The sequence below is a fragment of the Pedobacter sp. KBW06 genome, assembly GCF_003852525.1.
Taxonomy (GTDB): domain Bacteria; phylum Bacteroidota; class Bacteroidia; order Sphingobacteriales; family Sphingobacteriaceae; genus Pedobacter.
Map to the genome: position 1 here is coordinate 25,912 of NZ_QAJL01000004.1, position 23,490 is coordinate 49,401.

The 23,490-nt window shown below is 40.9% G+C and carries 20 protein-coding genes; 9 read left to right on the forward strand and 11 right to left on the reverse strand.

The features are described from left to right. Positions 1 to 10: 10 nt before the first annotated feature. From DBR43_RS22430 to DBR43_RS22440, 4 genes are all read right to left on the reverse strand, one after another. The gene (locus tag DBR43_RS22430; protein WP_124585054.1) at positions 11 to 412 is read right to left on the reverse strand and encodes a hypothetical protein; all 402 of its coding nucleotides are present in this window, start codon (positions 410 to 412) and stop codon (positions 11 to 13) included. Between the two features lie 19 nt (positions 413 to 431). Further along, on the reverse strand, positions 432 to 1,913 hold the full coding sequence (rlmD, locus tag DBR43_RS22435; RefSeq protein ID WP_124585056.1) for a 23S rRNA (uracil(1939)-C(5))-methyltransferase RlmD: 1,482 nt from the start codon (positions 1,911 to 1,913) through the stop codon (positions 432 to 434). 134 nt (positions 1,914 to 2,047) lie between these two features. Then, positions 2,048 to 2,215: a hypothetical protein gene (locus DBR43_RS33020; protein ID WP_158622575.1), complete on the reverse strand. Its 168-nt coding sequence runs from the start codon at positions 2,213 to 2,215 to the stop codon at positions 2,048 to 2,050. A gap of 106 nt (positions 2,216 to 2,321) precedes the next feature. Further along, a complete protein-coding gene (locus DBR43_RS22440) occupies positions 2,322 to 2,432 on the reverse strand; it encodes a phenylalanyl-tRNA synthetase subunit alpha (RefSeq protein ID WP_124585058.1) in 111 nt (36 codons plus the stop codon). 119 nt (positions 2,433 to 2,551) lie between these two features. Here DBR43_RS22440 and DBR43_RS22445 point away from each other — a divergent pair, with 119 nt between their 5' ends. Continuing rightward, a complete protein-coding gene (locus DBR43_RS22445) occupies positions 2,552 to 3,115 on the forward strand; it encodes a hypothetical protein (protein ID WP_124585060.1) in 564 nt (187 codons plus the stop codon). 3 nt (positions 3,116 to 3,118) lie between these two features. Here the strand turns inward: DBR43_RS22445 and DBR43_RS22450 are convergent, their stop codons facing one another. From DBR43_RS22450 to kbl, 4 genes are all read right to left on the reverse strand, one after another. Beyond that, positions 3,119 to 3,694, reverse strand: coding sequence for a TetR/AcrR family transcriptional regulator (locus DBR43_RS22450; protein ID WP_073237758.1), 576 nt, complete (start codon positions 3,692 to 3,694; stop codon positions 3,119 to 3,121). Continuing rightward, positions 3,694 to 4,113: a hypothetical protein gene (locus DBR43_RS22455; protein ID WP_124585062.1), complete on the reverse strand. Its 420-nt coding sequence runs from the start codon at positions 4,111 to 4,113 to the stop codon at positions 3,694 to 3,696. Before DBR43_RS22455 ends, DBR43_RS22450 begins: the two co-directional genes overlap by 1 nt. Beyond that, positions 4,113 to 5,150 (reverse strand): phenylalanine--tRNA ligase subunit alpha, encoded by a 1,038-nt coding sequence (gene pheS / locus DBR43_RS22460; protein WP_124585064.1) that lies wholly within the window; start codon positions 5,148 to 5,150, stop codon positions 4,113 to 4,115. Before pheS ends, DBR43_RS22455 begins: the two co-directional genes overlap by 1 nt. Before the next feature lie 102 nt (positions 5,151 to 5,252). Continuing rightward, positions 5,253 to 6,440: a glycine C-acetyltransferase gene (kbl, locus tag DBR43_RS22465; RefSeq protein ID WP_074608848.1), complete on the reverse strand. Its 1,188-nt coding sequence runs from the start codon at positions 6,438 to 6,440 to the stop codon at positions 5,253 to 5,255. Between the two features lie 142 nt (positions 6,441 to 6,582). On the opposite strand from kbl, the gene DBR43_RS22470 reads away from it, so the two are divergent. After that, positions 6,583 to 9,033, forward strand: coding sequence for a DUF5686 and carboxypeptidase regulatory-like domain-containing protein (locus DBR43_RS22470; protein ID WP_124585066.1), 2,451 nt, complete (start codon positions 6,583 to 6,585; stop codon positions 9,031 to 9,033). 52 nt (positions 9,034 to 9,085) lie between these two features. Here the strand turns inward: DBR43_RS22470 and DBR43_RS22475 are convergent, their stop codons facing one another. Further along, positions 9,086 to 9,820, reverse strand: a complete 735-nt coding sequence (locus DBR43_RS22475; RefSeq protein ID WP_124585068.1) for a hypothetical protein — start codon at positions 9,818 to 9,820, stop codon at positions 9,086 to 9,088. A 124-nt stretch (positions 9,821 to 9,944) separates the two neighbouring features. Here DBR43_RS22475 and DBR43_RS22480 point away from each other — a divergent pair, with 124 nt between their 5' ends. Continuing rightward, complete coding sequence (locus tag DBR43_RS22480; protein ID WP_124585070.1) at positions 9,945 to 10,631, forward strand: helix-turn-helix transcriptional regulator; 687 nt, start codon at positions 9,945 to 9,947, stop codon at positions 10,629 to 10,631. Here the strand turns inward: DBR43_RS22480 and DBR43_RS22485 are convergent. After that, positions 10,622 to 11,593: a 2-hydroxyacid dehydrogenase gene (locus DBR43_RS22485; protein WP_124585072.1), complete on the reverse strand. Its 972-nt coding sequence runs from the start codon at positions 11,591 to 11,593 to the stop codon at positions 10,622 to 10,624. The two genes, DBR43_RS22480 and DBR43_RS22485, sit on opposite strands and share 10 nt — an antisense overlap. 108 nt (positions 11,594 to 11,701) lie before the next feature. Next, the gene (locus tag DBR43_RS22490) at positions 11,702 to 12,898 is read right to left on the reverse strand and encodes an aminopeptidase C (RefSeq protein WP_124585074.1); all 1,197 of its coding nucleotides are present in this window, start codon (positions 12,896 to 12,898) and stop codon (positions 11,702 to 11,704) included. Positions 12,899 to 13,056: 158 nt separating this feature from the next. On the opposite strand from DBR43_RS22490, the gene DBR43_RS22495 reads away from it, so the two are divergent. The 6 genes from DBR43_RS22495 (at position 13,057) to DBR43_RS22520 (ending at position 23,409) form a co-directional block, all read left to right on the forward strand. Further along, positions 13,057 to 13,842 (forward strand): SDR family oxidoreductase, encoded by a 786-nt coding sequence (locus DBR43_RS22495; protein WP_124585076.1) that lies wholly within the window; start codon positions 13,057 to 13,059, stop codon positions 13,840 to 13,842. A gap of 74 nt (positions 13,843 to 13,916) precedes the next feature. Next, positions 13,917 to 14,855: a rhodanese-related sulfurtransferase gene (locus tag DBR43_RS22500; protein WP_124585078.1), complete on the forward strand. Its 939-nt coding sequence runs from the start codon at positions 13,917 to 13,919 to the stop codon at positions 14,853 to 14,855. A 15-nt stretch (positions 14,856 to 14,870) separates the two neighbouring features. Next, positions 14,871 to 17,771: a two-component regulator propeller domain-containing protein gene (locus tag DBR43_RS22505; RefSeq protein WP_124585080.1), complete on the forward strand. Its 2,901-nt coding sequence runs from the start codon at positions 14,871 to 14,873 to the stop codon at positions 17,769 to 17,771. A gap of 250 nt (positions 17,772 to 18,021) precedes the next feature. Continuing rightward, positions 18,022 to 21,060, forward strand: coding sequence for a SusC/RagA family TonB-linked outer membrane protein (locus DBR43_RS22510; protein ID WP_124585082.1), 3,039 nt, complete (start codon positions 18,022 to 18,024; stop codon positions 21,058 to 21,060). Between the two features lie 11 nt (positions 21,061 to 21,071). After that, positions 21,072 to 22,559, forward strand: coding sequence for a RagB/SusD family nutrient uptake outer membrane protein (locus DBR43_RS22515; RefSeq protein ID WP_124585084.1), 1,488 nt, complete (start codon positions 21,072 to 21,074; stop codon positions 22,557 to 22,559). 22 nt (positions 22,560 to 22,581) lie between these two features. Next, positions 22,582 to 23,409 carry a LamG domain-containing protein gene (locus tag DBR43_RS22520; RefSeq protein ID WP_124585086.1) on the forward strand — a complete coding sequence of 276 codons (828 nt, stop codon included), beginning with the start codon at positions 22,582 to 22,584 and terminating at the stop codon, positions 23,407 to 23,409. Positions 23,410 to 23,490 lie beyond the last annotated feature (81 nt).

Genomic DNA, 23,490 nt, shown 5'->3' on the forward strand with positions numbered 1-23,490 from the left:
CCCCTCAGTGCTATTTTTTATACGGATAATAAATAAAGTTGGCTCCCTCAGGAACGATCACAAAAACGCACATAAAATCCTCAGGCTTTTTGTAGCTTTTCAGAAATAAGGCTTTCTTTTCAGGATTGATAATTCCCTTTTCTACAAACTCGTCCATTGTGGAGGCCTGGATGGTCCAGTCCGTATTCAATTCTTCTCTATCCAGAATGACTTCTCCGATGCTCACCGTATGCTGGTGGGCAACAAAGATCGGATGTGTTGAAATACCTTCCGACATAATTGCGATCGAGACCTCTTTAACAGAGTCTGAATACAATTCAAGATCTTTTTCTAAACTCACCAGCGGGCTTTGTTTTTTAGGTTCTTCTTTCGAACCTTCAGGCTGCTGAGGCAATAACTCTTCAATATCCATTCTAATATATCTTATTTGCTTAAAGAACTTCCGGAGAAGTACTTCCTGTAAATTTTAACAAAACTACGTTTTCAACATGCTGGGTATGTGGGAACATATCCACAGGCTTAATACGAACGACTTCATATTTCTCTTTTAGCAAAGCGAGATCTCTTGCCTGTGTAGCGGCATTACAGCTCACATAAACAATCTTCTCTGCTTCCATCTCGAGTAACCGTGCAACAACATCTGCGTGCATTCCCGCCCTTGGCGGATCTGTAATTACGACATCAGGTTTGCCATGTTCTGCAATAAACTGAGTAGTCAGAATATCTTTCATATCACCAGCATAGAAAACAGTATTGTCTATGCCATTCAATGCAGAATTGAATTTGGCATCTTCTATTGCTGTTGGCACGTATTCCACACCAATCACCTGCTTTACGCTGGAAGCGACAAAGTTGGCAATCGTTCCCGCACCCGTATATAAATCATAAACCAGTTCATCTCCGGAGAAACCCGCAAACTCTTTGGTGATCTTATACAATTCATGCGCCTGCATAGAATTTGTTTGGTAGAATGATTTTGCACCAATCTTAAATTTCAATCCATTCATCTCCTCAAAGATGTGATCTCTTCCGGCATAGGTGATGACCTCCTGATCGAAAATAGTATCATTTTTCTTCTGATTCATGATGTATAAAAGCGAAGTAATTTCCGGGAAATTAACTTTCAGGTGTTCCATCAGACCATTTGCCTGTTCCTGTTCCACATAAGCAAAAACCACCACCACCATTACTTCTCCTGTAGAAGAGGTCCTGATGATCAGGTTTCTCAGACTTCCCTCATGGTTACGAAGGTCGTAAAAGCTCATTCCGTTTTCCAGGGCATAACTTCTTACCGTGTTTCTCAAAGTATTGGAAGGCTCGGCCTGTAAATAACAATGCTCGATATCCAGGATTTTATCAAAACGTAAAGGAACGTGAAAGCCAAGGGCATTCATTTCCAGCTCCGCTTTTTCTGTTCCGGCTTCCTCTTCTCCGTTTTCCAATACAGGCTCTGCCGCCGGCATATCCTGTTTGTTCAACCAACGTTTGTTAGAAAAAGTATATTCCAGTTTATTACGGTAGTATTTATTCTCCGCAGAACCTAAAATAGGCTCCATAGCAGAAGTGTCAATTTTAGCCAGTCGCTGCAAAGCAGCTTCCACATTTTTATGCTTAAATGTCAGTTGTGCATCGTAACCCATGTGTTGCCATTTACAACCACCACAGGTTCCGAAATGCTGACAAAAAGGATCTGTTCTCAGTTCTGACTTTTCGTGTAATGATTCAATTACAGCCTCAGCAAAATTTTTCTTTTTCTTTACTACACGAACATCAACGACGTCGCCCGGTACAGCTTTATCCACAAATACCACCAATTCATCTGCTTTACCTACCCCTTTGCCTTCTTCAGCAATATCAATAATTCTTAGATTGGGAATAATGGTTACCGTTCCGGATTTTCTATTTCTACTCATTATGCCGCAAATTTAAGATTTTTTCATTGGAATATAATTGTTTTTTATCGGTTATGAAGCGATCATGATCTTGTTATTCATTTCGTTGTATGATCTGTAAAATCATGACGGTTTCATCAGTATATACTGTTTTTTTATGGTTTTGAATTGATCCTGATCTTATCTGATTTATTGCGCTCAATGGCATTCATGAGCTTGCAAGCGTTGTTCAGGTCATTATGGAATCTGTGAGGTCCTGATGGTTTTATGCCCATTATTTCTTCTACATCATCTTTCCCACCGGAAGTTTTGACGCCTTTCAAATCAGTATGGATTAATAAATGACAGTGGAAAACCGGAATTTCAAGACATAGGGATCTCCTGCCGGCATTTTAACGCCTTTTAAAAAAGAAATCAGGATATCAGATGCTACTTACCAAAAACATTAAGGATAAAACCAAAAATGCCTTCAACAAGGTTAAAGCTCATATCAAACTTCTCATCAACTAAAACAGAAATCTCTAAAACTTCTTTACTCATTGTCTTATTCATTGATAATGATGCCAATATAGATATTTTTATACCAAATACCAAAACGGTATATATTAAGTTTATGTCAAATTATCTTAAAGAGATTTATAATTATGTACCTTCAAAATATGAAAAAACTGTATTTCTTTTTGCTTTTAAGCATGAGTACGATAGGTTATGCACAGGAAAAAAGTGCAGCAAGACAATTTTGGGAAAACCTGAAGAACCACTGCGGAAAATCTTATGAAGGGAGTATTTCTGCCGGCGCAGGAAACGACGACTTCAGCAATAAAAAACTAACGATGCATGTTCGCTCCTGTGCAGACAATACCATTAGAATTCCATTTTTTGTAGGGGAAAATAAATCCAGGACCTGGGTACTGACCTTTGCCAACGACCGGATCAGTCTTAAACATGACCACCGCCATGAAGATGGTTCAGAAGATAAAGTGACACAATATGGGGGCACAAGTACAAATGCGGGCTTGCCGGAAATCCAGTTTTTCCCGGCAGATCAGCAAACGGCCAGCCTGCTGCCCAATGCATCAACCAATGTCTGGTGGATTACATTAGATAAAGCTTTTTTTTCCTATAACCTGAGAAGGATAGGCTCCGACCGTCTCTTTACCCTGAAGTTCGATTTATCAAAAACAATAGATACGCCTTCCGCTCCCTGGGGATGGAAGGACTAATGATTATAAAGCAGCTTTAACAAGAAAAGGCAAAAGCTCCTTCTGGAAACTTACAAAATTCTTCCGGACATCAGAATCACTAACAGAAGTAAAGGCGAAAGAGAATACGATGCTCTTACTGGCTTTCAGCAAGAAGGCCAGTCCTTCTTTTCGGGAAGGGTTATTTTTAAAGTGATCAAGCTCCAGATAAGCGGAAAGCAATAGTGATTCCAGCTGATCAGAAAGGTGTTTCAGGAACTCCTGAGAATTGGCATTCTCTCTTACGAAATCCCAGCCGATAAATTCGTTACAAACGGTATAAGTTAACCTGCAGGTCTTCATCACCAATGCCTTCAGGTGTTCTTCTTCATTTGCAAACTGAGCTTTATTTTTAAGGATCTCATGCAGGTTCAAATCCAGATAATCCATTAAAATGGCATCCAGAACCTGTTCCTTACTTTCAAAATACTTATATATGGTGGCTTTGGCTATACGTGCTTTCTTCGCAATCTCGTTTACACTTGTTTTGTGATACCCGTATTTCCTGAATAACTCTTTAGCTGCTCTAATTATACTTTCTTTAATTTTCTCTGGTTCCATCAATTAGATACATTTATTTCGCCACTACCGATACCGGATAAAGATACCTGGTATGACTTTAAAGCACGTACTGCCGGCGCTTTTTGAGGGCTGCCATCAGTAAGTAAAAATTTAGCTCCTGAACAAGGGTCAGTGGCAGTAATTCCACTTTCATCTACCGTTACTTTGCAGCGCTGTTCAGGATTGACAGAGCTACAGCGGTCAAAAGCAACATAATTATTCACTGCGAGCTTAATGATCATGATCCCCGCAACTCCTATGTTCTCAACGATATAGACCCCATTTTTTGCCTCGACACTAAAAGCGGCGGCAGTCATATGGTACCTGACCTGAACATTAGGAATATAGCTTCCATCGTCTTTACCACATCCGGCAAAGAGCAATAGCAAGACAAATGCTGCGGTTATTCTTTTGATCATTATATCAATGAAGTTTTATATTGTTTCAGGAATCTGGCGTCATTCTCAGAGAACAACCTTAAATCCTTAATTTCAAACTTAAGGTTTGCAATTCTTTCAATTCCCATTCCAAATGCAAAACCACTATATTTTTTCGAATCAATACCACAATTCTCCAATACATTCGGGTCTACCATTCCACAGCCCAGGATCTCTACCCATCCGCTGTATTTACACATCTGGCAACCTGCTCCTTTACAAATGGTACAGGAAATGTCCATCTCTGCCGAAGGCTCTGTAAAAGGGAAATAAGAAGGACGGAAACGCACTTTAGTTCCTTCTCCATACAACTCCTGTACAAAATAAAACAAAGTCTGTTTCAGATCTGCAAAAGAGACGTTTTCATCCACATAAAGACCTTCTACCTGATGAAAGAAGCAATGTGCTCTTGCTGATATCGCTTCGTTGCGGTATACACGACCTGGCATAATTGCTCTGAATGGTGGTTTTCCGGCTTCCATCATTCTCACCTGAACGGAAGAAGTATGGGTCCGCAAGGCGATGTCTCCCTTTTCTCCACCTTTTTTAATGAAGAAAGTATCCTGCATGTCACGTGCCGGATGTTCCTCAGGAAAATTTAGTGCAGAGAAGTTATGCCAATCGTCTTCGATCTCCGGGCCTTCAGCCACAATAAAGCCTAACTTATTAAAAATCTCTACGATCTCTCTTCTTACCAATGCCAAAGGATGGCGCGCGCCAATCTCAAAGCCTTCACCCGGCAAAGTCAGGTCTAAGCCTGAATCTTTGGAGGTATCAGCCACTTCAGTCTGGTCTTTAAGCGTTTGGTATTTTGCTTCAGCCAATTGCTTAAATTCATTTAAAACCTTACCCAGGGTTCTCTTTTCCTCAGGTGAGACAGCTTTAAACTCATCAAAAATATCTTTGATTATCCCTTTCGTACCAAGGAATTTAATACGGAATTGTTCTAACTCATCTGCGTTATCCGTAGAAAACGCATTTATTTCGGCGGTATATTGTGTTATCTTATCTTGTAACATGAGGCCAAATATACAGCTATTTATACAATATTTTTATAATCGCTGAGTCCAAAAATCAACTTGAACTGATCTCCAACAGGTAAATGGACTCAGCGTTATATTTTAAATCACGCCAAGCGCTTTACCTACTTTGGTAAATGCAGCGATCGCTTTATCTAAATGATGTTGTTCATGGGCTGCAGACAACTGTACACGAATCCTCGCCTTACCTTGTCCAACTACCGGATAATAGAAACCAATTACATAAATTCCTTCTTCCAGCATTTGCGCCGCAAATTCCTGCGCCAGTTTTGCATCATACAGCATTACCGGAACAATCGGATGAACTCCTTCTTTAATGTCAAAACCTGCCTCAGTCATTTTCTTACGGAAATAAACGGTATTACTTTCCAGTTTATCTCTCAGGTCAGTAGTCTCACTCAGCATATCCAATACTGCAACAGAAGCACCGGCAATCGCAGGAGCCAAAGTATTAGAGAATAAATAAGGACGTGACCTTTGACGTAACATGTCTATAATTTCCTTTTTACCTGCAGTAAACCCTCCGGACGCACCGCCCAATGCTTTACCCAATGTACCGGTAATGATGTCTACCCTGTCCATTACATTAAAATGTTCATGGGTTCCACGGCCTGTCTTACCAATAAATCCAGTACAGTGCGACTCATCAATCATCACCAATGCTTCATATTTATCTGCAAGATCGCAGATCTGATCAAGTGGGGCAACGACACCATCCATAGAGAACGCACCATCAGTAACAATAATGCGATGTCTGGCATCTTTTGCGGCGATCAGTTGCTGCTCCAGGTCTGCCATATCTGCATTTTTATACCTGAAACGTTTGGCCTTACACAAACGTACCCCATCAATAATGGAAGCATGGTTCAGTTCATCTGAAATGATGGCATCCTGATCGTTAAATAAAGGTTCAAAAACACCTCCGTTTGCATCAAAAGCAGCAGCATATAAAATGGTATCTTCTGTACCTAAGAATTTGGACAACTTTGCTTCCAGTTCTTTATGCACATCCTGGGTACCACAGATAAAGCGTACTGATGACATGCCATAGCCATATTTATCAATTGCTTTTTTAGCAGCTTCAGTGACACGAGGATCAGAAGACAACCCTAAATAATTATTCGCACAGAAGTTAATCACTTCCTGTCCGGTACTTACCTTGATGTCTGCACCCTGAGGCGTAACAATCACGCGTTCACGTTTAAATAAACCGTCTTTTTCTATTTGCTCCAGTTCTTGTTGCAGAACAGGTTGTAATGTTTTATACATACTATTATTTGCTTATTGCAACCAAAGTTATAAAAATATCGTCTTCTACGAACAACCTTATTAAATCATCATTCACAAACTTTAACAAGATTATTGTGTTAATCTAACATTAACATAGCGATATTTAGGCTTTAATACATATATGAAGAGAATCCATTTAACGTTTTTATTAATATTCGGAAGTATCAGTACCTTATTTGCACAAGAATTCAAACTAAAAGGCAGTATTAAAGACACTGAGGGTCAGGCGGTCCCTTTCGTTTCTGTATATATTAAAAATACCACAAGAGGAACCTCGGCAAACGTTGATGGGATTTACACACTGGCATTGGACAAAGGCACTTTTACCATCGTTTATAAAGCCATTGGCTATAAAGCGATAGAAAAGGAGCTCAGCATTGCTGAGAATACTGAAGAGAATGTCATCCTGGCCGCAGAATCTTATACCCTTTCAGGAGTTACGATTGATGGCAATGCCGAAGACCCGGCTTATGAGATCGTACGCCAGGCCATAAAAAAGAGAAAGCAACATTTAACGGAGGTGAAGTCGTATACCGCCAATGTCTATATTAAAGGGGTACAAAAGCTCGTCGGCGCCCCGAAAAAGTTCTTTGGAAGAGATGTACAAAAGACGCTTGACCTGGACACCAACAGAAAGGGAATCCTTTATTTATCAGAATCCACCTCTATTTTTTCCTTTCAGCGTCCAGGTAAAATCCATGAAGAAATGATTTCTTCCAAAATATCAGGACGGAACAATGCATTTAGCTTTAACAAAGCTTCCGATCTTGTTGTTAATTTCTACGACAACATCCTCCTGGAGAACAGCATGAGTGCGCGCGGATTTGTATCGCCTATTTCTGATAATGCATTCCTATATTATCGCTATAAACTTTTAGGATTCAGCAATGAAAATGGAGAGACCATCAATAAAATCCAGGTGATTCCAAAAAGAGAACACGACCCGGTATTCAGAGGGATTATCTATATCAAAGAAGACAGCTGGCACCTGGTAAATGCCAACGTTTACCTGACCCAAAACTCAGGAATCAATTTAATAGATACCTTAAAGATCTCTCAGCAATTCCTGAAAGTAGAAGATACTTATATGCCTTCCAATATGAATTTCCAGTTTAATGGAAATGTTTTTGGCTTTAAGTTTGAAGGTTACTATGCAGGGGTCTATAGCAATTACAACCTCCATCCTAACTTTCCCAGGAACTATTTTAACGGAGAAATCTTAAAAATAACCAAGGCAGTCAATAAAAAAGATTCCCTTTTCTGGCTAAACAACAGACCCATTCCATTAACTCCGGAAGAAAGCCGTGATTACGTTAGAAAAGACAGCATCGCTGCTTTAAAGACTTCAAAGCCTTATCTGGACTCCCTGGAAAGGGCAAATAATAAATTTGGGATCGTTAAAATATTGCTAACCAGCTATACCATTAATAACCGTTACGAAAGGAAACGCCTGAGGTTTGACCCCATTCTTCCTGCTTTATTCTACAATACGGTGGAGGGCTTTGGGGCAAGATATGGTCTAACCTATACCAAAGATCTGGAATACGGCGCTTTTTACAGTATTAGACCCGAAGTAAGGTATGGGCTATCCAATAAACTGCTCACTGGATCACTAAGCGGAAATTACTACTATGACCCTGTAAAACGTGCCAGCATTAGTGCAAGCATCGGCTCAGGAATCTATGACCTGAATAACCATGGCAGTATGAGTCTGCTGGCGAACTCCTTCAACTCCCTGTTCTTCGAAACCAATTTTTCTAAATTCTATAAAAAGGAATTTGCAAATATTGGAACAAGCAGAGAACTGACCAATGGATTGCAAGCCACAATTTCTGCTGAATTTACAAGGAATACCAATCTGATAAATACCACAACTTATAAGATCAAGGATTTAAAAGGAGAAACTTTCAAATCTAATAACCCCTTTAGCCCTGAAGTAGAAAAACCTTTATTTCCTACTTATGAAGCCTTTATTCTGAATGCAGCGCTTACCTATACCATCGGACAAAGCTACATCACCCGTCCAGACCGTAAGATTTACCAGGAGTCAAAATATCCAACCATCAGACTCTCTTATAAGAAAGGAATTAAAGGCGTTCTGAGCAGTGATGTAGATTACGATCTGATTTCTGCGGAGATTTACCAAAACAGGATCAGTTCCGGTCTATGGGGCTATTCCTCTTTCGTTGTCGGTGCCGGGAAGTTTCTTAATAACGCACAGGTTTACTACCCGGAGTTTAAACATTTCAGAGGAAACAACTCCTTATTTGGTTTACCGGAATTGAGAAAGTTCCTATTTCTTGACTTTTACTTATACAGTACAGACAGAGAATATTTTGAAGCACATTTCGAGCATAATTTCTCCGGATTGCTGACCAATAAGGTACCATTACTCCGGAAGTTAAAACTGGAAGAACTTGCCGGTGTCAGTTACCTTAGCCAGCCTTTGAAAAGAAATTATACGGAGTTTTATTTTGGATTACAACGACTGATTTTCAGGGCCGCTTATGGTTTTGCTTATGATGGTAACAAAAGGGTAAACCACGGCTTCAGACTTTCTTACGGATTTTAAACCCCAAAAAGCATTCATCCGCGCATTTTTGTCACGGATGAATGTTTGATACTCAATTCCCGAGACTCAGCATCCGATGGTAAAGGCCCATCATGAGTTGAGGCGGAAAATAATTGTAGTCCCTGTTGATGACATCCGTATCCAGAGGCAGGACATTCCAGCCTTCATCCCTCTTGATTTTTACCTCATGGATCACATGAATACATTCCAATAGCTTTTCCAGCAATTCATACATGGCAAAAGAGAGGTGGCCATTATCACGTTCCTCGGACATCGGTGTAGACCGCATGCTATAAAACAAGACCATATCCAGCTCATCCTGCCATACCGAAAGGCTTTGATGCTGAAAGATCTCATCAAATACAAACTTTACATTATTGATCTCCTGATCTTCCAGTAAGCGACAGTTTTTCATAATGCCATCCGACAACCTCTTCTGCACTTCTACAAAAGAAGTCTCTCTCCACATCCCCCCGCTTTGATAAAGCGGATCTCCCTCCCGGATAAACAGATCTATATAATCATCATTTAACAGGATCCAGGCCATTTCAATAAATCGCGTGGCATACTGGTGCACGCACATCAGCCTGGCGCGGTCATATACCTTTTCCTGTCCATAAGATGAATTACTAAAGGAAAGGCTAAATAATAAACGAAGTTCCTGCCTGAACAACTCCAGATCGGTTGCATCAAAAAAATCTTCCACCACCAATAATGGATTTCTAACTTCTACTTCTTCCAAATACCTGAAACCGGGATTCTCTAATCCCTCATACCGTCTTCTCATAATATGCGAATTTTAATTAATGATATAATAATTATAGTTTAAAACATTATATTAGCTAAATAATTAATGCAATCTTACGTATAATTAATCAAAAGACAAATTAATTAAGACAATAAATAAAGCTATGAGAAAAAACATTTATTTAGAGACCGACAAAGCCGGCGCGAGGCTGAGGGAAGTCAGGTTAACAAAACAGATGACCTTGTCCCAGTTTTACACCCCTATTACTAAACATATAGGGAACTGCTCTTCCATTGAAAGCGGAAGAAGAAGAATTGGGAAAAGACTTTCGAAAGAAATTCTGGAATACCACAGGATCAATCCAAGATACCTCAATACGGGAATGGGAGAAATGTTTCTGAGGTCTGATGATCCTGCAGAGCAACTGCCTCATCTGGAAGAGGGCGTTCCATTTTTTAATGTAAACCTGACTGAGATGACCTTCGGAGAACTTCAGGTCTTTCAGGACCCTCCGGAATACTATGTCAACTACCGGCCTTTTAACGACTGTGATGCTTACCTTCCTATCTATGGAGACAGTATGTATCCTAAATTCAGCAGCGGAGAAATTATCATTGTAAAAGAAATCCGGAACCGGGACATCATCCAATGGGGCGAAGCCTATCTGGTTGTCACTGATGAGCAGGCGAACAACATCACCACGGTAAAATTGTTATTTGAACATCCCAATCCGGAAAAGATCGTTTTGCGCGCTCTCAATCCTGAATTTAAGGGTGATACTGTGATTCAACGGGGAGGCATCAAGCGGATATTCCTCGTCAAAGGGAAAGTAACCCGAAATCACTTATAAACATCGGGATTGACGACAAATGGGATTCGTTCTCCTTTGAGGCCGGCAATGATATTTCTGGCAGCCAGGACAGACATTGCCGCCCGGGTTTCCTCTGTTGCAGAGCCGATATGGGGAAGAACGGATACGTTAGGCATATTTAAAAGAGGATGATCTGGATGCATTGGTTCAGGATTGGTTACGTCCAGCCCCGCTCCCCAGATCTTCTTTTCTACCAATGCCCTTAACAAATCTGCCTCATTATGAATTGCCCCCCTTGCCGTATTGATAAAAATAGCTCCGGGTTTCATCTTATTAAAAGCAGACCAGTCAAACTTTCCCTCTGTCTCCGGGGTTAACGCGGTATGTACCGTAAGGACATCACTCTGTTCCAGCAGTTCATCAAAAGAAACCCAGCTGGCATTCAGTTCTTTTTCGGCTGCTTCGTTTCTGTTCCTGTTGTGATAAATTACCTGCATGCCAAATGCCCCGATACAACATTTCGCCATTTCCAACCCGATTTTCCCCAAGCCAAAAACACCTATTGTTTTGCCCCTCAATTCTATTCCCAGGTTAGATGTCGGATCAAAAAAGTCCCATTCTCCTTTTATAATACTTTTATGCATATGGAAGGCTTTCCTGGAAGTGGCCAACATCAATAAAAACGCGACATCTGCGGTTGCGCCACTCAGAACACAAGGGGTATTACCTATCGGAATCTTAACCTCAGTTGCTGCTTCAACATCTACATTATCATAACCCACAGAATGTAAGGCAATTACTTTTAAATGGCTGGAAGCCTGAAGAAAATCTTTGTCCAGCCTTGTACTTACACTCAATAAAGCATCACTATCCCTGGTATAAGCAATCAGTTCCTCCTGACTAAGTGCTCTTTTCTCTTTCCACTCTTCCACTTCAATCCCCGCCTCAATCATCAATTTTCGTCCTTCTTCCGGAATCACCCTGGTTACAAATACTTTCATAAATCCTCTTTTATATAAAAAAAACAACCCTTCCCTGCAAATGTTCTCAAAATAAAGAAGGCGGCTCCAAAAATTTGGAACCGCCTTCTTTATTGACAAGCTAACTAATTAAAGACTAAGCTTTTTACGAATGTCAGATGGAAGACCTTTTTTGTTTAACAGGAAAGCTGTGGTTTTATACTTCACAAAATTCTTGGTTACATACAGGTATCCTTTATAATCATTGGTTGCACCCCATGAGTTTTTAACGATATAATATTCTTTACCATTCTGATCTTTTGCAATACCGGTGATCTGCATTCCATGATCATCTGTAGTCTGGTAATTGTCAAATGCTTCCTGACGCATTTCAGTAGTAATTTCTTTTTCAGGTTTAGGTCCGTTGAACATCGTTGATTTCTCTTCTTTGGACATACTTTCAAAGTCTTTTTCAGGAACAAAAGCAACCCCATTTTTCCAGCTGAAACCTTTTTCACTTACATCGGTAGCCCAGGCAACTGTAAATCCTTTTTTCAAAGCATTGTCAATTACTTTAGTAATGTCGTCCATCTGTACATTATATACCTGATCATAAGACCAGTTGTCCGGAACCATTAAAACCGTTTTTGTATAGTAAGGGGCAGTGTTGAAAGAAGAAAGCTCCACATAGTCTGATGGATTAATCCCTACCACTTCTTTAGCAAAAGTTTTTGGCGTATAGTTTTTACCTTCAAACGTAAAGTTTTCAGGAACAGCACCAAGGCATGAATCTATCGTAGCGATGTATTTCTTTTTCCAGTTCGGATCAAGCTTACCGTTAGGTGCTTTAACTGCTTCTTCAAGAATAGCTTTAGTCAGCTTATTCATGTCATCAGACTTATTTGCCGCAGTTCCGTAATCTCTGCCATTATAAACTTCCTGAGGCAGTGCACCATATAAAGCAAACATATTGATTACATCATGACATGCACCACCATCGCCAAGCGTTAAGGCACCATGCATACGTACATAGTTAATTCCTTTTTCAATATAAGCATTGCGGGCAGTAAAAATATCGGCAAGGTCAACCGGCTTTTTACCTGCACGGATCATTTCAGATTCCAGGAATGAGTTGGTACTATAGCTCCAGCAGGTTCCTGATGATTTTTGATTTTTAACAGAAGTTGCCTCTGCATTGATCACAGGAGTAAAAACAAAACTATTTTTACTATCTGTACTTTGGTTGTTTTTTAGTGAATTAACAAGATCATCCTGTGCAAATCCGCTCCCGGCACTAAGTAGAAGGCCTGCAGCCAACAATACCGGTTTAATAGAAATTTTAGTCATTTTATATGTTTAAATTTAATCCGCCTCACAAATCAGGATCTGATTTATAATGACGGAAGCAAACTTAACAATATTCCTTTCAGTCAACAACAGCTTAAAAAGAATGTTACCGAAGGTGTTTGCGGAAAATTTCTATAATTTTATGCTTAAATCAGGATATGGACATCTCATTAAAAGGAAAGTACGCATTAATTTGTGGCAGCACACAGGGAATCGGCCTTGCTACTGCAAAAGTTTTAGCAGGTCTGGGTGCGAACTGCATCCTGATGGCCAGAAACGAGGAAGCCCTGAAAGCGGCGCTTCAGCAACTGGCCTGCGATCAGGGTCAGCAGCATGGTTATCAGGTTGCTGATTTCTCTGAAAAGCAACAAATAGAAACCGCAATCCGGAAAATCACTGCAACTAATAACATCTCGATCCTGATCAACAACACTGGCGGGCCTAAATCCGGTCCGGTTACAGCAGCCCTTCCACATGATTTCGAATCTGCATTCCAGCAACACCTCATCGGAAATCAGATCCTTTCTACAGCAGTTCTTCCAGGGATGAAAGCATTGGGATATGGCAGGATCATCAATATTATCTCGACCTCTGTCAAAACGCCATTGCCAAATCTGGGTGTTTCCAATACCATCAGGGCTGCGGTTGCATCATGGGCCAAGACTTTGTCCAATGAGGTTGGGAAATTCAATATCACGGTAAACAACGTCCTGCCAGGACTAACGGAAACGGCAAGGTTAACCAGTTTAATTGAACAAACAGCAAAGATTCAACAATCAGAAATCCCTGATCTGGAAAAAAATATGATCAGTACGATCCCTATGGGCAGATTTGGAAAAGCAGAAGAAATCGCCAATCTCGTCGCTTTCCTTGCTTCCCCAGCGGCATCCTATATAACAGGGACGAGCATCAGAGTGGACGGCGGACGCACACCTTCCATTTAGATTTTTCCTATATCATTTATCTTTCTTAACTTTGCAACGCATTAAACGCTGTATGCAACAGTATCAATGATTATATGAAAAAATTCCAGACCCTACTTTACTATTGCTATAGTTACATAGCAGAGGCAGAACAATTTGCTGCCGATCACCTTACATTTTGTAAATCTCTAGGCCTTGTTGGGCGCATTATTGTTGCCAATGAAGGATTAAACGGAACTGTTTCCGGGACTAAAGAAGCTTGTGAAGCTTATATGGCTGCCATTAAGGCCGATGAACGTTTCGCTAAAACTGATTTCAAAATTGACGAGGTAGATGAACCTTCCTTTATCAAAATGCACTGCCGCCATAAAGCAGAAATTGTGCACTCAGGACTAAGAGACACGAGTATTATCAACCCCAATGAGCGTACAGGTAAGCACCTGGAACCCGCAGATTTTCAAAAGATGATCGATGATGAGGATGTTGTTATTCTTGATGTCCGTTCAAATTATGAGCATAATCTCGGTAAATTCAAAAATGCAGTAACGCTGGATATTGAAAATTTCAGGGATTTTCCTGACAAAATCAATGAGCTCGCTCAGTATAAAGACAAAAAAGTACTCACCTATTGCACCGGCGGAATCAAATGCGAAAAAGCATCTGCCTTATTGCTGCACCATGGTTTCAACGATGTATATCAGCTTCATGGAGGAATTATCAAATACGGTAAAGAAGCCGGAGGAGAAGATTTTGAAGGCAAATGTTATGTCTTTGACAACCGCATTGCTGTTGATGTCAACTCGGTAAATCCCAGTATCGTTTCCAAATGTTTCAATTGCGGAACAGTTACGCCGAAAATGATCAATTGTGCCAATCCGGAATGTAACGAGCACATCACCCAGTGTGATGCCTGCGGGGAAGAACTACAAGGGTGCTGCTCTGTAGCCTGTACAACCAACCCACGTAAACGCAGTTATGACGGAACCGGATATTATGTAAAAGTACCTCAACAAGTAAACGTTGCTTCTAAATAACTATCTTAGTCATTAATGAAGATCGGCTACCTGAAATACTTTTTATTACATATCCTGCTTGCATTTGTTTCTTTCTCCGCTACAGCAGAAAATATTAAAAGTATTGGAGTTCCTTATGTACAAAATTATCCAAAGTCTGTATACCTTTCCGGAAATCAGAACTGGTCAATTACCAAGGATAAGCAGGGCATTATGTATTTTGGAAATGCACAGGGCCTGCTTACCTATGATGGCAAATACTGGCAGCAATACAAAATGCCCAACAGGCAGATTGTCCGTTCGGTGTTTGCAGACCCTTCGGGAATTATTTACACCGGCGGATTTGGAGAACTTGGATACTGGTCTAATAAAAACAGAAAGCTAAGCTACACTTCGCTAACAAAGCTTGTTCCTCCTGCAAGTGGGGTAAAAGATGAGATCTGGAAGATCTGTTCGGAGGGGAAAAAGGTGATTTTTCAATCTTTTACCACCATCTATATTTACGAAAACAACAAGATCAAGGTTGTCAAAGCAGGACATCCATTTTTGTTTCTTCACCAGGTAGGAAAGCGTTTTTTCGTGGAGGTGCTGAGCCAGGGCCTGTTTGAACTTATTGGCGACAAGTTGGTTCCACTAAAAGGAAGCACTCCTGCAAACTCCACAGACGTATTGTCGATCTTACCCTATAAAAACGGAAGCCTGTTAATTGGAACGAGCAAAGACGGCCTGTTTACCTACGACGGGAACAGTTTCCAGCCTTTAAACACAGCAGCCAATGCTTTTTTGAAAGTCTATCAGTTAAACAACGGGGTAAAGATCTTAGACAAATACTACGCTTACGGGACAATATTAAACGGGCTGATTATCATTGATGAGCAGGGAAATATCGTTCAGCGCATCAATAAATCCAGTGGTTTACAGAACAACACGGTCCTTAGCCTTTATGCGGATAATGACCAGAACCTCTGGGCAGGGCTCGACAATGGTATAGACCGTGTAGAACTCAACTCCCCATTATACTTCTATTTTGATAAAACCGGACAATTCGGAACCGTTTATTCCAGCCTGATTTACAACAATACCATTTATCTGGGCACCAATCAGGGACTATTCTACAGTCCATGGAAATCAGGGCAGGACCTCTTCAGTTCTTTTGATTTCAAACTGATCCCAGGCTCTCAGGGACAGGTCTGGGACCTATCCATTATCGATGGGCAATTGATTTGCGGACACAATAACGGCACTTTTAATGTGACCGGAAATAAACTGGAGAAAATATCCAGTGCCAACGGTGGCTGGACCATCAAAAAACTCGAAGATGGTCAGGATTGTCTGATCCAGGGAACCTATAACGGACTCGTCATTTATAAAAAAGATCCCAGAGGCCTCTGGAGATTTCACCATAAGATTTCCGGTTTTGACGCACCTTCCAGATATGTGGAAAGAGATGCCAAAGGCGATATCTGGGTAAGCCATGCTTATAAAGGACTTTACAAACTGACCCTAAGTCCTGACCTCACAAAGGTCATTTCCAGCTGGCCTTACAATGAAAAAAATGGCCTTCCTGATGACTATAACATCAATATCTTTAAAATCGCAAACAAGCTTGTCTTTTCATCTGATCAGGGATTTTTCATCTATGATGAGATCAGTAACCGTTTTAAAAATTACGAGGAGCTCAATAAAGGACTAAAAGGGTTTTCTACTTCCAACAAAATAATTAGCGCCGGACTGGACAGATATTGGTTCATTAACCGCGGAAAAATGGGCCTTGTCCACTTTACCCAACCAGGTAAACTCAATATTGATTCCAACAGGTTCAGCATTCTTGATGGCAGAATGGTTCAGTATTATGAGAACATCAGCAAGATCAGCAACGACATTTACCTGATCAGTGTAGATGACGGCTTTGTCATTTACAACGGAACTGATGGTCAGCCCCGAAACAAAGAGGCTGCTTTACCATCGGTACTGATTCGCAGGATAGAAGACATCACTGATACTTACCATACCCTGAGTGAAATTGGAAGCAATGGATCTGAGATGGAGATCCCTTTCAGCAGGAACAACATCAGGATTTCTTACGCTCTCCCTTACTACCGACAGGCGAAAGTGAAGTTCCAATATTATCTGGAAGGCTACTCGAAACAATGGTCCGACTGGAGTACCGCTTCTCAGAAAGACTTTACCAACCTCAGCAGAGGAAGTTATGTGTTTAAAGTAAGGGCCAAGCTCAATGATGAGCTGGTGAGCAAAGAAACTGTATTTGAATTTAGCATCCTCCCTCCATTTTATGCAACAAACTGGGCCATAGCTCTGTACATTTTAGTGATCATTGCCCTGCTCATCTCTTCAAAACGGCTTTATGAGAAAAAGCTAAAGAAAGACCAGCAGGCCATTTCCAAAAAACTACAGGCAGAAAAAGAAGCTTATCTTAAAAAGGAAGCTGAAGCAACAGAAAGACAGATCATCAAACTACAGACCGAAAAGCTACAGGTGGAGCTGGCAGGTAAAAATAGAGAGCTGGCCAATTCCGCAATGAGCCTTGTCTATAAAAACGAATTGTTGCAAAAGTTGAGTCAGGAAATTCTGAAGTTAAAAGACGGCAACGGGAAACCATTGGCGGAAGATCAGCTGCGCAAAATTCAAAAGGTAATCGACGAAGGAATGAACGATGAGCGCGACTGGAATTTATTCGAGAGCAGCTTCAATGAGGCACATGAAAGTTTCTTCAAAAAGTTAAAGGCAAATCATCCGGATCTTGTACCAAACGACCTCAAACTATGTGCCTATCTGCACATGAATATGAGCAGTAAAGAAATGGCATCGTTACTTAACATTTCTCTGCGAGGTGTAGAAATCAGACGCTACAGACTCCGAAAAAAGCTCGAAATCCCACATGATAAGAACCTTGTCGAGTTCTTAATGGAACTTTAGGACTACATCATTACCACACAAAGCCTTATTCTACCCCCACATTTTTGCATTTTAGCAAATACTTGCAAAACCATACATAATTTTGCTTAACAGCATAAATAACATCATTTTTAGCCCAAAAACTGATTTGGATAAGCTGTTTAAAACACTACACATCGGCATCTGATGTATTAATGTATAGGCCATTTTTTTGTAATAGCGGTTATAGTCCCAGAGATTTAACAAACAATTAAACAAAACTTAAACGAGCATGAAAAGAATCTTTACAAAATTTTCTGTTTTAACATTTCTCTGTTTTCTTTTTAATTACACGGCCTTTGCACAGAACATTACTGTGAAAGGAACTGTAACCGATGGCGGTGATAAAACCACCATTCCGGCAGTAAGTGTACAGGTAAAAGGCACAACAACAGGAGCACAAACAGACGTCAATGGAAACTATTCCATCAGCGCCCCGGCGAACGCGACACTGGTATTTACCTATATAGGTTATACAACACAAGAAGTACCGGTAAACAATAGAACTACCATAAATATAGTATTGGCTTCATCTGCTCAGCAATTGGATCAGGTGGTCGTAGTAGGTTACGGTACACAAAGAAAAATTGATGTGACCGGATCTGTAGCTACTGTAAAAGGCGAAGAAATTTCAAAACAGGCTTCAGTAAACCCGGTAAGTGCATTGCAAGGTAAAGTTGCCGGTGTGTCCATTTCAAATAATGGTGCTCCGGGAGCCGCTCCATTGATCACCATCCGTGGTACGGGAACAGTTTATGGAAATACAGGTGTTCTTTATGTTGTTGATGGGGTATGGCACGACGATATCAGCTTTTTAAACCCTGCCGATATCGAAAGCATCAGTATTCTTAAAGATGCTTCCAGCTTATCCATATACGGAATCAGAGCCGCCAATGGTGTGGTACTGGTAACAACAACAAGAGGAAAGAAAGGCGATGCAATTATCAACTATAACGGATCTGTAGGTGTTCAGAGTGTAACAAATGCTGTTAAAATGGCAAACGGTACAGAATATGCTACTGCCATTAATGAAATCAACGCTTCGAAAACTCCACCAGATGCGCCTTTGTTTAAAGATCCTGCAAGTTTTGGAAAAGGAACAGACTGGTATGGCCAGATCTTAAGAAATGCGATGGTAAATAATCACCAGCTATCGATCAGTGGTGGCGGAGAAAAAACCAGTTATAATTTCTCATTAGGCTACCTTAATCAGGATGGAATCGTGGAGAGAAATAATTACAAACGCTATACCGCCAGATTGGCAAACGATTTTCAGGTCCTAAAACCTTTAAAAGTTGGATATAATGTCTCAGGAACAGCCAGCAACTCCAATGACATCCCAAATAGCATTTTCTATCAGATGTATTCCGCAGGCCCGGTAGTGCCGGTCCGCTATGCAGATGGCACTTATGGTGATCCAAATGACTTTGGTCTGGGTGGTGGCGCTAATTTCAACCCTCAGGCAACATTAGACTTTTTCAACCGCAAGTCCAAAAACTATAAAGTTACCGGAAATGTCTACGCAGAGTTAAATATCTTAAAAAGCTTAACTTTCAAAACCAGCATTGGCGGCGACTTCGGACAGGCAGAAGTAAGAAACTACAATCAAGTTTACGTTGCAACAGCTTCTCAGCGCAATGAGACCAGTGAACTTGGAGTAGACAGAACGGAAGACAGAAACTGGATTATAGAAAATACATTAACCTATAAAAATATTTTCGGTGACCATAACCTGACTGTATTGGCAGGTCAGACTGCACAACGCAGAAAATCGTATACGATCAACGCCCTTGCCAGAAACGTACCTTATTCAAGCGAAGGAGATCTTTACCTGGCTTTAGGTGATTCCGACAACAGGTACATCAATGACTCAGGAGTACTAACAACCGCTGCTTCTTACTTTGGAAGGGTAAACTACTCCTTCAAAGACCGCTATCTTTTAAACGCATCTATGCGTGCTGACGGTGCTTCGCAATTTTTTGGCGGAGGAGAACTTTGGGGCTATTTCCCTTCTATCGGAGCTGGCTGGGTAGTTACAAATGAACCCTTCATGAAAGATCAGAAAGTCTTCAGCAACCTGAAACTACGCGGAAGCTGGGGTAAAGTAGGTAATGCAGGAGTTCCGGTAAACCCTTCAACACTTGTAATTACTCAAAAAGGAGGTTATGTAGCTTATTTTAACGGTGTATCTTATACCGGTAAAAATATTGACACCATGGTTCCAACCTTCCTTAACTGGGAAAGAAGTTCAGGTACAGATATTGGATTAGAAGCTGGATTCTTAGACAACAGACTAAACATCGAAGCTGATTACTATACTAAAACTACACAACAAGCCATTTTTGAAATACCTGTTCTTTCTTCAATCGGACTTGGAAACAGTAAACAAATTGGAAATCAAGCAGATTTCAGAAACCGCGGATTTGAATTTGTTGCCAGCTGGAGAGATAAAACAGAAGGAGGACTAACCTACTCGATCAGTGGAAACTTTGGTTACAACCAGAATAAAGTAATGAAAGTTGTTACAGGACAGAACCCTGTATATTCTGGAGGAGAAGGCCTGGCGAATGGTTCATTACCTACACGTACTATGGTAGGCAGACCAGTTGGGGAGTTCTTCGGTTATCAGGTTGCAGGTATTTTCCAAAACAAGGCAGAGATTGCTTCTTCAGCACAAACCGGTGCTAAACCAGGTGATTTTAAATACATAGACACGAATGGCGATGGACAAATCTCGGAAAAAGACCGTGTTCCTCTGGGTAATCCAAACCCTAAATTCAACTACGGTTTAAATACCAGCTTCGCTTATAAAAACTTTGATCTTGCTGTGGACATCCAGGGAGTGGCCGGTGTAGATGTTTATAATGCAAATATCGGGCTTAGATTCGGTAATGAGAACTTCACACAGGATTTCTTCAAGAACAGATGGCATGGTGAAGGTAGCTCAAACACTTACCCATCCACAAATGTTGGAAGTACCGAAAATGCAAGACCTAATTCATTTTACGTGGAAAGTGGTGCTTACATCAGGTTAAGAAATGTTCAGTTAGGATACACCTTACCTGCAGGTCTGCTGAGCAAATGGAAAATGCAGAAAGTAAGGGTATTTGCAAACGCACAAAATGCAATCAACCTATTTGGCTACAAAGGATTTAGCCCCGAGGTAGGTAAACCTACAGTCGGAAATTACTCACCGCTAAGAGCAGGTGTGGATGCCAATGTCTACCCTTTATATGCAACTTATAATTTAGGTGTTAACGTTACTTTTTAATTGATCAGATAATGAGAATATATAAAAATATAAACCTGCATAAGGTATGTGCTGTTCTTATCACAGGCACAATTTTATTCAGCACTTCATGTAAGAAAAGTTTCTTAAATGTAGACCCTCAGGGCAAACAGCCCGCAGTAACCTTTTGGAAAACACAACAGGATGCCATAGATGGCGTGAGTTCCATTTATGGAAATTTGCGCAGCTGGTCCAATGTTGGCTTCAATTCGCTGGCTGTGGAAAGTCTTGGAGGAGATGATGCAGAAAAAGGAAGTTCATCCAATGATGCCAGTTACTTAAATGCATTTAACGATTTTACAGTAACCTCTACCGATGGACAAGTGTCTGGTTTCTGGGAAGGTCAATATCAAAATGTCAATTTATGCAACCAGGTATTAGATAATGTTCCGGCAATTAATATGGACCCGAATCTGAAAGCACGTTTACTTGCTGAAGCTAAATTTGTCAGGGCATTCGCCTATTTCAGATTAGTCAGAGCATTCGGTGCAGTTCCATTGAGATTAAATGTACCAAAAACACCTGCTGAATTTAACCTTCCCCGCACGCCGAAAGAACAGGTATGGGCTGCAATAGAAAAGGATCTTGATGATGCAGCAGCAGTACTTCCTGCTTCTTATCCTGCGAAGGACCTGGGACGCGTAACTAAAGGAGCAGCGCTGTCTCTTCGCGCCAAGGCCGCCATGTATCAAAAGAAATGGTCTGAAGTGCTTACTTTAACCAATTCGGTAATGACTATGGGCTATAGCTTGTTTCCGAATTTTGATGACTTATTCAGAATTAACAATGAGAACAATTCAGAATCTATCTTTGAACTTCAATGTGAGTACAACCCGGGTATCAAAGATGCCAGTAACAGTCAGTATGCCCAGATTCAAGGCATAAGGACCCAAGCCGGATATTGGGGATTCAACGTCCCTACCCAGGAATTAGTGGATGCATTTGAAACTGGCGATCCACGTAAGGAAGCTACCATTCTTTTTGTAGGCACCACAACGCCTCAGGGTGACCCCATCACTGCAAACCCAGGTGATCCGAGCAGGTATAACCACAAAGCCTACGTTCCTTTTAATACGCCATACGACAATGCAAATCCAAGAGGAGGACAACAGAATGTACGTGTTTTACGCTATTCAGAAGTTTTATTGATGAATGCTGAAGCAGCAAACGAACTGGGCAATTCAACTCAGGCGATCTCTTCTCTTGAGCTGGTAAGAGCCAGAGCCAGACAAGGAAATCCAGGTATCCTGCCTAAAGTAGTTTCTACAGATCAGGCGGTACTGCGGAATGCCATTTACAAGGAAAGATTCGTAGAGCTTGCCATGGAATCCGACAGGTACTTTGATGTTATCCGTCAGGGAAGGGCTGCAACTGTTTTTGGACCAAGAGGATGGAAAACAGGCAAAAATGAGGTTTGGCCAATACCAAATAACGAAATCGAATTGAGTGCCAATATGCTTACTCAGAATCCAGGTTATTAACATCATCTAAAGAATACAGAAAATGAAAACAAAAATATCATATATAGGTTCGGCGATCGCCATTGCGCTTACTGTATCATCCTGTACAAAAAAATTCGATCCCTCCAGTTATGCCCCTCCCGTAAATATTGGAGGTTTTACCAGCTCTAAACAAATTGCACCGGGCAATTTAGTGGCACACTGGAGCTTTGAGGATAACCTAACCGATAGCATCTCAAAGAAAGTGGGAACATCAACAAACACCTCATTTACAACAGGAATGAAAGGACGGGCACTTCAGGGTGCACTGAATGGATATGTCATCTCAGACACTCCGACGGAGGTACAAAATCTAAAAAGTTTTACCACAATGCTTTGGTTCAAATCTGAACTAAACACCGGTGCCACAGGATTAATAGATATCGCCAATTCAAATTCAGGATGGGGAAATCTATGTATCTTTCTTGAAAATGGAGGTGCTGAAGATAAAGGGGTAATTCAATTCCGCGTAAATAATAAGGGCGTACTTACCCAGTCTGAAAACTACACCATCTCCAGTCCATGGAAAAAATGGAATCACCTTGCGTTAAGTTATAACGAAACGACTTCGGATTTTATCATCTACCTTAATGGAAGCAGGATAAAGACCTTACATGTAGCAAACAATGGTCCATTGACTTTTCAGAATGCTTCTAAAATGGTTTTCGGAACCCTACAGTTCCAAACCACACCAAGTCTGACAACTACTGCCGGCAAAGAATCCTGGGCCAGTTATCTTACAGGACAGTTAGATGAAGTAAGAATCTATAACAAAGCACTAACTATTGATGAAATCGGTGCGATTTCCAAATTGGAAAGTAAAGGAAAATAATGATGAATTCCTAAGTTAACTTCATCTGATTAAAGCGCTGCGGCTAGCCTGCAGCGCTTTAAAAATCATCCCAACCTCACA